Consider the following 11,201-nt stretch of genomic DNA (forward strand, 5'->3'; position numbering starts at 1 on the left):
ATTTGTCGTTTTGGCCGTGTCTTTGGATCGTTCCCAAACGGTTCTCTTGCTGCGCCACATCATTGTGCGTGCCGTCACGCCCCGTCATGGTGCGTGAATTTCCACTTCTTTTTCGCTGCTTCCATGCAATTGACACTTGCAGAATCGATATGTTTTTATGTCCGTACATATCTTTGTTGAAACAAGGATACGGCTTCGCCTATTGGTGAAAAAAAGAGAGAGAAGTGAGTGGTCTGGCAACAAGAAGTGATTCAACACGCAGTTATGGGGCCGTTCGGAAGAACGGCTGAAATACCAAAATAGGAAATCACATGCTCAAGAAAACCGTTTTAGTACACGCATTGACGCTGGCCTTCTCCGGCGCCGTGCTGTCGGTTGCTACGATGACCCCCGCGATGGCGCAATCGAACGCCACCGGCAGCATCTACGGTACCGTCGCTCCTGGTTCCGATGTCCAGGTCGTCATCGAGAACGAGGCAACCGGCCTGCGCCGCGCGATCAATCCCGACGCGCAGGGCCGCTTCCGCGCTACCGCACTGCCGCCTGGCACCTACAAGGTGACCCAGATGCGCGGCCAGGCCGCAGCCGGCTCGATGACGGTCGACGTCAGCATCAGCCAGTCGGCCGCAGCCGAGTTCGTTGCGGCGCCGGGCGTGCAAACGGTCCAGGTGACCGGCACGCGCCGCACCATCGACGTGACCAGCACCAACAGTGGTGCAACCTTCAATTCGCGTCAGCTGGCGGCACTGCCGATCGCTCGTAACGTCGACGCGATCATCCAGCTCGCGCCGAACACCACCCGCGCCGACTCGCGCTTCAGCGGCGGCGCTTCGATCGGCGGCGGCGCAGCGTCCGAAAACTCGTACTACATCAACGGTTTCCCGGTCACCAACCCGCTGACCGGCCTGGGCGCTGCCCAGCTGCCCTTCGGCGCGATCGCCGAAGCGCAGATCCTGACCGGCGGTTTCGGCGCCGAATTCGGCCGTTCGATCGGTGGCGTGGTCAACATCATCACCAAGAGCGGTACCAACACCTGGGAAGCCGGTGGCCTCGTGACCTACGAGCCGAAGCAATGGCGCTCGAAGTTCCGCGACATTTATTACGCCAATACCGGCGCCAATCCGGCCACCGACAATACCCTGCGCCTGGCCCGTGCCCAGAACGAGCGCGAGCAGAAGAGCTACAGCCTGTACGCGGGCGGTCCGATCATCCAGGACAAGCTGTTCTTCTTCGCCGCCGCGGAGCTGACCGACCGTGAAGACGGCTACGTCAACGGCAGCCGCGTGGCTTCGGTGGCATCGAACACGGCCTTTGGCTGGCGCGACCGCCAGGTCAAGACCCAGCGCTACATGGGCAAGATCGACTGGAACATCACCGAAGACCACCGTCTCGAGTTCACCGCCCTGGGCGACACGCCGAAGATCGACATCGCCGACAGCGGCTTCAGCTACGCCGACCGCAGCCGCAACGGCATCGTCACCGCGCGCGCGCACTACGAGAACGTGGAATCCCAAGGCTTCGTCGGCGGCAAGAGCAACATGCTGAAGTACACGGGCAACCTGACCCAGGACTTCACTCTGACTGCGCTGTACGGTAGATCGGAAATCAAGCGCGTCAATACCTTCCAGGGCTACGATCCGAACGAGTTCTCGAAGGTCTTCTCGCCGGACGTGCAGGTGCCGGGCCTGAGCTATACCAACCCGCAGCCGATCACGGGCACCGTCCTGGCCGACGGCTCGAAGGACGTGGTCAAGTCGGGCCGTCTGGACCTAGAATACCGCCTCGGCGCCCACACGCTGCGCGGTGGTCTGGACCAGACCAAGCTGCAGTCGATCGCCGCGGGTGAATTCCGTGGCGGTGGCGGCCGCTGGACCTTCTACAAGGGTAATCCGAACGAGTCGATCGACACCATCGGCGGCTTCGAGATCCCGTCGCCGGCCAGCGGCGGCGGCTACGGCACCCAGGGCTACTACGTCACCAGGGACCTGTTCAATACGGTGACCGACTCCTACGCCGAACAGAGCGCCTACTACCTGGAAGACAAGTGGCAGGTCCACAAGGACGTCCTGCTGACCCTGGGCGTGCGTAGCGAATCCTTCAAGAACCAGAACGGCCTCAAGCAGACCTTCCTGGAGATGAAGAACCAGATCCAGCCGCGTCTTGCCGCAGCCTGGGACGTGAACGGCGACGCCAGCCTGAAAGTCTTCGGTACCGCCGGCCGCTACTCGGTGCCGATCCCGACCCACATCTCGGTGCGCGGCGCCGGCCGTTCGACCTTCACCGCCCAGTACTACACGTACACCGGCCTCGATGCGAAGGGCAACCCGACCGGTCTGGTCCAGCTGAGCCCGCCGCTCTCGACCAACAACGAGTACGGCCAGGACAAGGTCATCGCGACCCTGGCTGCGCTGGACATGAAGCCGGCCTACCAGGATGAGATCTCGCTGGGCTTCGAGCGCGCCTGGTCGCCGACCCTGAACTTCGGCGGCAAGGTCACCTACCGCAAGCTGCAGCAGACCATCGACGACTTCTGCGACGTGCGTCCGTTCGAGCGTTACGCGGCAGCGAACAACATCACCATCACCAACGTGGGCTGGGGCGCATCCTGCCAGACGTTCAACCCGGGCAAAGACAACACCTTCATGGTGGACTTCTACGGCGACCCGAACCGCCTGACCAAGGTGCACCTGACCGCCGCCGACCAGGGCTTCGACGAGCCGAGCCGTACCTATGCGGCACTGGACCTGTTCGCCGAGCACCCGTTCCGCAATGGCTGGTACGGCAAGCTCTTCTATACCCTGTCGCGCAGCAAGGGTAATACCGAAGGCCAGGTCAAGTCCGACAATGCCCAGACCGACGTCTCCGCGACCTCGACCTGGGACTATCCGGAAGCGATGCGCGGCGCCTATGGCCGCCTGCCGAACGACCGCAAGCACCAGATCAAGGCCTTCGGCTACTACGAAGTGACCAAGGAAGTCATGCTGGGCGGTAACGTGCTGCTGGCATCGGGCCGTCCGCGCAGCTGCATCGGCAGCCTGCCGGTGCCGGGCGATTCGCCGAACTACTCGAACCAGAACTTCTACTGCGGCGGTGCGACCCGTGCGCAGAACGTTCTGACCCCGCGCGGTACCGTCGGCGAGCTGCCATGGGACAAGCGTCTGGACCTGAACGTTGCCTATCGTCCGGACATGGTGCCGGGTCTGCAGGCACGCGTCGACGTGTTCAACGTGTTCAATTCCCAGACCCTGGAAACCATCACGGAAGCCTACAACAACGGCAGCGCGAAGAGCTCGACCTACGAACTGCCGATCAGCTACACGCCGCCGCGTTCGGTCCGTCTGTCGGTCTCGTACGACAGGAAGTTCTGATCGAACTGGTCCGGGACCGCGCGCCGGTCCCGTCCAACGAAAAGCCCCGGTTCGCCGGGGCTTTTTTTTGTTCTCGATCTGTTGTGTCGATCCGACATGTCATCTCATGATTTTGTATATGCAAACTGCATACGCATGCAGTGCATTGCGTCTACGCCGGTGCAGGCGACGCACCGGATTGTTGCGCGCTGCAACGTAGGGAAGGTGTGGGTTGTTCGGCAATCTTTTCCGCGATGCCGGTGAAAGTTTGCCAAAAATACCAAGCGAGCAATTATTTTATGAAATCACGGTATTTCGCTGCTGCGCCGCAGCATGTGAGTAGCGCGGAGCTGCACCATATTGGTGCGCAAAAACATTGTCCGCTGCGACGATTTTGATACACGAACTAAATTGACACTGAAAGAAAGCGTATGTTTTGATCACAAGACATTACTTTTGCGCATCAAAGGTATGGGCATCCAATTTTGAAGGACATAAATACAGTCGTCAATACGAAATGGGTGAGATGGTGATTTAAAAAAGGACAGTCTACAAAACTGTCGAAATTGAAAATAAGGGAATCACAATGTTGAGAAAATCAGTCTTGGTACACGCACTTGCGCTGGCTTTTGGAGGAGTTGCATTGACCGTTGGTGTGGTCAATCCCGCCATGGCGCAGTCGAACGCCGCAGGTTCGGTGTTCGGTAAAGTTGCCGCAGGTAGCGGCGACACCGTCGTACTGAAGAACACCGGCACCAACGCGACCCGTTCCACCGGCGTCGATGCGAGCGGCAACTTCCGTGCCACCAATCTGCCGATCGGCACCTATACCGCCACCCTGATGAAGGGCGGCAGCGCCGTCGGCACGACCCAGATCGATGTCGTCGCGGGCCAGGGCGTCGAAGCGGCATTCCAGAGCGCGGGCGTGCAGCAGGTGCAGGTGACCGCCCGCCGTACCCGTATCGACGTGTCGAACGCAACCAACGGCCAAGTCTTCACCGCGCGTGAACTGGCCAAACTGCCGGTCCAGCAGAACCTGTCGCAGATCGTCCTGCTGGCGCCGAACACCACCGCCGGCGACCAGGCCTTCGGCAAGAACGTCGCCACCATCGGCGGCGGCGCAGCGTCCGAAAACTCGTACTACCTGAACGGTTTCCCGATCACCAACCCGCTGAGCCAGCTGGGCTCGATGGAACTGCCGTTTGGCGCGATCCAGCAGGCATCGGTGCTGACCGGCGGCTTCGGCGCCGAGTTCGGCCGTTCGATCGGCGGCGTGCTGAACGTGACGTCGAAGAGCGGCACCAACAACTGGGAAGCCGGCGCGACCTACATGCTGACCCCGGACAGCCTGCGCGCCAAGCGCAAGAACATCTACTTCCCGAATACCGGCGACGAGAACAATGCCGCCACCGACGGCAAGCTGGCTTACCGCCAGGACAACCGCCAGACCACCAGCCGCCAGTACGGCGCCTACGTCGGCGGTCCGCTCGTCAAGGACAAGCTGTTCATGTTCGTCGCCGCCGACCGCACGGTCACCGACGACAACCAGGTCGGTCCGTCGGCCATCAGCAACGCGGCCACCATCGGCCAGCAGGGCTGGTATGCGAACCGCGAAGGCGAGAACCGCTGGCTGGGCAAGATCGACTGGAACATCAACGACAACCACCGCCTGGAATTCACCAGCGCCGGCGACGACTACAAGAAGCGCTATGACCGCTACGGCTATACGCTGAACCCGAACAACCCGAATGCTGCCGGCCTGCTGGACGGCCAGCCGAACGGCCAGCTGTACTCCTCGGCGACCGCGCACAACCTGGGCCCGACCGACCCGTCCTATCCGGGCACCCCGGGCGCCAAGCTCAACAGCCTGCGCTACATCGGCCAGATCAACGACGACCTGACCGTCACCGCCCTGTACGGCGAAATGAAGACCGAGCGCGGCACCGTCTACAACGCACTGGGTGCGAACGCCGGCGCCGGCGGTTCGACCCTGCCGCCGACCATCACCACCACGCTGCCGCAGAACCAGTGGTCGGCGATCCCGTCCTCGCTGTACCGCAACTACAACTTCTTCTCGGGCTATCGCAGCACGCCGGGTGAGGACACCGTCAAGTCGGGCCGCCTCGACCTCGAGTACAAGCTGGGCGACCACACCCTGCGCGCCGGTCTCGACCAGTCCAAGCTGGACAGCAGCACCGCCGGCCAGCAGATCAGCGGCGGCACCCAGTGGTCCTACCGCTACGTCGGCGCCGGCAATGCCAACGTCGAGTCGCCGCTGTCGAACAGCCGTCCGGGCATCGTCGCCAACTTCGGCGGTTCAGGTACCGCCGGCTACTACGCCCGCGCCCTGATCTTCAACTCGGTCACGTCCGCCTCGTCCAAGCAATCGGCGCAGTACATCGAAGACCGCTGGCAGGCAACCAAGAACCTGCTGCTGACCATCGGCCTGCGCAACGACTCGTACAGCAACATGAACGGCGACGGCGAGAAGTTCATCGACATGAAGAACCAGATCGCCCCGCGTCTGGCAGCATCGTGGGACGTGAACGGCGACGCTTCGTTCAAGGTCTACGGTAGCCTCGGCCGTTACTACCTGCAACTGCCGACCCAGGTGGCGGCGCGCGCGGCCTCGCGTTCGACCTACACCCAGCAGGACTTCACCTATACCGGCATCGATCCGACCACCGGCGCACCGCTGGGCCTGGTTGCGATCAATACCCCGAACTCGGCCAACGGCGAATACGGCCAGGCCAAGGACATCCGCTCGGTGGTCGACCAGGACCTGAAGCCGAACTACCAGGATGAATTCACCCTGGGCTTCGAGCGCGCCTGGAGCCCGAACCTGAACTTCGGCGGCCGCTTCACCTACCGCAAGCTGGGCGCCGGTATCGACGACACCTGCGATGCGCGTCTGCTGGCCGCTTTCGCGGACCAGAACGGCATCCCGGTGGGGAACGCCAGCGCGCTGGGTTGCCAGATCTTCAACCCGGGCCGCGGCATGACCGTGTACGTCAATGGCAACGACGAAAACGGCAACATCGTCCCGGGCTCCGGCAAGTGGGCACACTTCTCGGCCGAGCAGATGGGTTACCCGAAAGCCGACCGCAAGTACGCAGCGCTGGACCTGTTCCTCGAGCACCCGATGCGTGACGGCTGGTATGGCCGCATCAACTACACCCTGTCGCGCAGCAAGGGCAACATGGAAGGCCAGACCCGTTCGGACAGCGGCCAGACCGACGTCGGTACCTCGGCGGGCTGGGACTTCCCTGAGTTCATGGTGGGCAGCAACGGCCTGCTGCCGAACGACCGCCTGCACGCTTTGAAGGCCTTCGGCTTCTACCAGCTGACGCCGGAATTCACCGTTGGCGCCAACCTGCTGGTGCAGTCGGGCCGTCCGCGCATGTGCTACGGTAACAACAACGACGTCGATGCCGGCGAACCGGGTGCAGGCGAAGCATGGCTGCCGGGCTACCAGTACTACTCGTACGGCGGTCCTGGCTATAGCTCGGAGTACTATTTCTGCAACGGCAAGGTGACCGAGCGTGGTTCGCAGGGCCGCATGCCGTGGGAAAAGCGCCTGGACCTGAACCTGACCTACACGCCGAACCTGATCAAGGGCCTGGCGCTGAAGATGGACGTGTTCAACGCGCTGAACTCGCAGTCCGCGCTGGCCGAGTACTCGGAATATTCCGCAGGCGACCAGAACATCATCGCCTCGGACTATCGTCAGGTGCGTTACTACCAGACGCCGCGTTCGATGCGTTTCACCGTGGAGTACAACCACAAGTTCTGATGCGCCAGCTGGTGTGAAGAACAAAAAAACCGCAGCCCTGGCTGCGGTTTTTTTTCGTCTTCATCTAGATAACGGTTAGATGCCGCTCCAGTGCGCTGCCAGCACCGCCAGCCCCGCCAGGCCGGCGGTCTCGGTGCGCAGCACGCGCGGGCCCATCGACAGGGCAAGGGCGCCGGCAGCGATGGCAGCGTCTTCTTCGGCCGCGCTGAAGCCGCCTTCGGGCCCGACCAGCAGGGTCACGGCTTGCGGCGGGGTGGCGCGCGTCCAGCCGGCCAGCGATTGCGTGGCGCGCGGCGACAGCAGGATACGCCGGCCGTCGCCACCCGGCCCGTCCGCCGGCTGCGCGATATAGCGGTTGAAGTCCTGCAGCGGCGACAGGACCGCCAGCCGGTTGCGCCCGCTCTGCTCGGACGCCGCCACGATCACGCCTTCCCAGTGCGCCTGGCGTTTTTCCGCCCGTTCGCCCGACAGCTTCACCACCGAACGCGCCGCCGCCAGCGGCTGGATCCTGCTCACGCCCAGTTCGACCGCCTTCTCGACGATCCAGTCCATCTTGCTGCTGCCCTCGGGCAGGCCCTGGGCCAGGGTCACGGCATAGGGCAGTTCGACCTCGACCGCCTCGATCGCCACCACCTCGGCGCTGGCCCGGCGCTTGCCGATCTCGACCAGCCGCGCGCGCACCTGGCCGCCTTCGCCATTGAACAGCACCACCTCGTCGCCAGGTTGCTGGCGCACGACGTGCAAGTGGTGGGCGACGGTTTCCGGCAGGTCGACGATGGCGCCCTGGAGGAGGGGCTGGGGGCAGTAGAAACGTGGCATGAACGGCAGGCTGTCTATATGGAGAAGACGGCATTTTAAGGCTTGGGCCGCATGCTCTGGTAAAATACCCGGTTAAGGCCAGCAGTAATTGCCGCACAGCGCCACCGCTTTCCAATCCTCAGACTTACCACATCCATGAAACCTGTTCAAACCACCACCCTGATGGCCAACGCGATCCGTGCGCTGGCGATGGACGCCGTCCAGAAAGCCAATTCCGGCCACCCAGGCATGCCGATGGGCATGGCCGAGATCGCCGTCGCGCTGTGGGACCGCCACTATCGCCACAACCCGGCCAATCCGGGCTGGATGAACCGCGACCGCTTCCTGCTCTCGAACGGCCATGGTTCGATGCTTCATTACGCGCTGCTGCACCTGTCGGGCTACGACCTGACGATGGACGACCTGCGCAACTTCCGCCAGCTGCACAGCAAGACCCCGGGTCACCCGGAAGTGCACATCACGCCGGGCGTGGAAACCACCACCGGCCCGCTGGGCCAGGGCATTGCGAACTCGGTCGGCATGGCGCTGGCTGAATGGCTGCTGGGCAAGGAATTCAACCGTCCGGGCTTCGACATCGTCGACCACCACACTTACGCTTTCGTCGGCGACGGCTGCCTCATGGAAGGCATCTCGCACGAAGTCGCTTCGCTGGCCGGCACCCTGCGCCTGAACAAGCTGATCTGGCTGTACGACGACAACGGCATCTCGATCGACGGTAAGGTCGAAGGCTGGTTCACCGACAACACCCCGCAGCGCTTCGCCGCCTACGGCTGGAACGTGATCCCGGACGTCGACGGCCACAGCGTCGAGGCGGTCGATGCCGCGATCGCCCAGGCCAAGACCTCGGACCGTCCGACCCTGATCTGCTGCAAGACCATCATCGGCAAGGGCTCGCCGAACCTGCAGGGCGGCGACAAGGTGCACGGCGCCGCGCTCGGCGACAAGGAAGTCGCGGCAGTGCGCGAGCACCTGCTGTGGGACGCGATCCCGTTCGACATCCCGGCCCCGATCTACGAAGCCTGGGACCAGAAGCAGAAGGGCGCCGCCGTGGAAGCCGAGTGGAACACCCTGTTCGACGGCTACCGCGCGCAATTCCCGGAACTGGCCGCCGAATTCGAGCGCCGCATGAAGGGCGAACTGCCGGGCAAATTCGAAGAGACCCTGGCCGCCGCCATCGCCGCGACGGTCGAAAAGAAAGAAACCATCGCCACTCGCAAGGCCAGCCAGAACGCCATCCAGGCGCTGGCTTCGACCCTGCCGGAATTCCTGGGCGGCTCGGCCGACCTGACCGGCTCGAACCTGACCAACTGGAAAGAGTCGATCGCGGTCCGTTCCGGTACCCCGGGCAACCACATCAACTACGGCGTGCGCGAATTCGGCATGGCCGCCATGATGAACGGCATCGCCCTGCACGGCGGCTACATCCCGTTCGGCGCGACCTTCCTGACCTTCTCGGACTACAGCCGCAACGCGCTGCGCATGGCCGCGCTGATGAAGATCCGCTCGCTGTTCGTGTTCACCCACGACTCGATCGGCCTGGGCGAAGACGGCCCGACCCACCAGTCGGTCGAACACGTCTCCTCGCTGCGCCTGATCCCGAACCTGGACAACTGGCGTCCGTGCGACACCACCGAATCGATGGTCGCCTGGGGCGAAGCCATCAAGCGCGCCGACGGTCCGGCCACCCTGATCTTCTCGCGCCAGAACCTGCCGTACATGGAGCGTGACACCGCCACCGTCGCCAACATCGCCAAGGGCGGCTACGTGCTGCGCGACGCCGCCGACGCCAAGGTGGTCCTGATCGCCACCGGTTCCGAAGTCGAACTGGCGATGAAATCCGCCGATGCGCTGGCAGCCGAAGGCATTGCCGCACGCGTGGTCTCGATGCCGTCGACCGACGTGTTCGAGCGCCAGGACGCCGCCTACAAGGCAGCTGTGCTGGGCAAAGGCATTCCGCGCGTGGCCATCGAAGCCGGCGTCACCGACTTCTGGTACAAGTACGTCGGCCTGGAAGGCGCCGTGGTCGGCATCGACACCTTCGGCGAATCGGCCCCGGCGCCGGTGCTGTTCAAGCACTTCGGCTTCACGGTGGAGAATGTCGTCGCCAAGGCCAAATCGGTCATCAACGTTTAAGTATCGCTGTAACCCTTTTCTATAACAATCAGGAGTACACAATGACGATCAAGGTAGCAATCAACGGCTACGGCCGCATCGGCCGCAACGTGCTGCGCGCTTTCTATGAAGGCGGCAAGAAGCAGGACATCGAAATCGTGGCGATCAACGACCTGGGCAACGCGAATTCGAACGCCCACCTGACCCGCCACGACACGGCCCACGGCCGCTTCCCGGGCACCGTCGAGGTGGACGGCGATTACATGATCGTCAACGGCGACCGCATCCGCGTGTTCGCACAGCGCAACCCGGCGGAGATTCCGTGGGGTGAGCTGGGCGTGGACGTGGTGCTGGAGTGCACCGGCTTCTTCACCACCAAGGAAAAGGCTTCGGCCCACCTGAAGGGCGGCGCCAAGAAGGTCATCATCTCGGCACCGGGCGGCAAGGACGTCGACGCCACCATCGTCTACGGCGTCAACCAGGACGTGCTGAAGGCCACCGACACCGTGATCTCGAACGCTTCCTGCACCACCAACTGCCTGGCCCCGCTGGTCAAGCCGCTGAACGATGCGATCGGCCTGGAAACCGGCTTGATGACCACCGTGCACGCTTACACCAACGACCAGGTGCTGACCGACGTGATGCACGAAGACCTGCGCCGCGCCCGTTCGGCCACGCACTCGATGATCCCGACCAAGACGGGCGCCGCCGCCGCGGTCGGCCTGGTGCTGCCCGAGCTGAACGGCAAGCTGGACGGCTTCGCGATCCGCGTGCCGACCATCAACGTCTCGATCGTCGACCTGACCTTCATCGCCAAGCGCGACACCACCGTCGACGAAGTCAACCAGATCATGAAGGCCGCCGCCGAATCGGGCGCCCTGAACGGCATCCTGACCTACCAGACCGAGCCGTTGGTGTCGGTCGACTTCAACCACAACCCGGCATCGTCGAACTTCGACGCCACCCTGACCAAGGTCTCGGGCCGCCTGGTGAAGGTCTCGTCGTGGTACGACAACGAGTGGGGCTTCAGCAACCGCATGCTGGACACCACCGTGGCGCTGATGAACGCCAAGTAATCGCCGTTAAAGCTACGGCGTAGCAAACGCCCCCTGATCGGGAAGCCGGTCCGG

At 63.3% G+C, this 11,201-nt stretch carries 5 protein-coding genes; 4 read left to right on the top strand and 1 reads right to left on the bottom strand.

The annotated features are described in order from the left end of the window. Positions 1-311 precede the first annotated feature (311 nt). Together NX782_RS23815 and NX782_RS23820 are read left to right on the top strand one after the other, a co-directional pair. Positions 312-3,368, top strand: a complete 3,057-nt coding sequence (locus NX782_RS23815; RefSeq protein ID WP_258847985.1) for a TonB-dependent receptor — start codon at positions 312-314, stop codon at positions 3,366-3,368. 622 nt (positions 3,369-3,990) lie between these two features. Beyond that, positions 3,991-7,140 carry a TonB-dependent receptor gene (locus NX782_RS23820; RefSeq protein WP_258847986.1) on the top strand — a complete coding sequence of 1,050 codons (3,150 nt, stop codon included), beginning with the start codon at positions 3,991-3,993 and terminating at the stop codon, positions 7,138-7,140. A gap of 75 nt (positions 7,141-7,215) precedes the next feature. Here NX782_RS23820 and NX782_RS23825 read toward each other — a convergent pair whose 3' ends face one another. Beyond that, entirely contained in the window at positions 7,216-7,959 is a 744-nt protein-coding gene (locus NX782_RS23825; RefSeq protein WP_258847987.1) for a 16S rRNA (uracil(1498)-N(3))-methyltransferase, read from the bottom strand. Between the two features lie 135 nt (positions 7,960-8,094). Between NX782_RS23825 and tkt the strand changes: the two genes are divergently transcribed. Beyond that, the gene (gene tkt / locus NX782_RS23830) at positions 8,095-10,092 is read left to right on the top strand and encodes a transketolase (protein ID WP_370661834.1); all 1,998 of its coding nucleotides are present in this window, start codon (positions 8,095-8,097) and stop codon (positions 10,090-10,092) included. Between the two features lie 41 nt (positions 10,093-10,133). Next, positions 10,134-11,147, top strand: a complete 1,014-nt coding sequence (gene gap, locus NX782_RS23835) for a type I glyceraldehyde-3-phosphate dehydrogenase (protein WP_258847988.1) — start codon at positions 10,134-10,136, stop codon at positions 11,145-11,147. Positions 11,148-11,201: the final 54 nt, after the last annotated feature.

This window comes from Massilia norwichensis, assembly GCF_024753245.1.
In the GTDB taxonomy this organism is placed as follows: Bacteria; Pseudomonadota; Gammaproteobacteria; order Burkholderiales; family Burkholderiaceae_D; genus Telluria; species Telluria norwichensis.

What these genes read in the sequence shown, in the direction of transcription:
- gap (WP_258847988.1), top strand. Translation starts at nt 10,134, where the DNA reads ATGACGATCAAGGTAGCAATCAACGGCTACGGCCGCATCGGCCGCAAC.
- NX782_RS23815 (WP_258847985.1), top strand. Translation starts at nt 312, where the DNA reads ATGCTCAAGAAAACCGTTTTAGTACACGCATTGACGCTGGCCTTCTCC.
- NX782_RS23825 (WP_258847987.1), bottom strand. Translation starts at nt 7,959, where the DNA reads ATGCCACGTTTCTACTGCCCCCAGCCCCTCCTCCAGGGCGCCATCGTC.
- tkt (WP_370661834.1), top strand. Translation starts at nt 8,095, where the DNA reads ATGAAACCTGTTCAAACCACCACCCTGATGGCCAACGCGATCCGTGCG.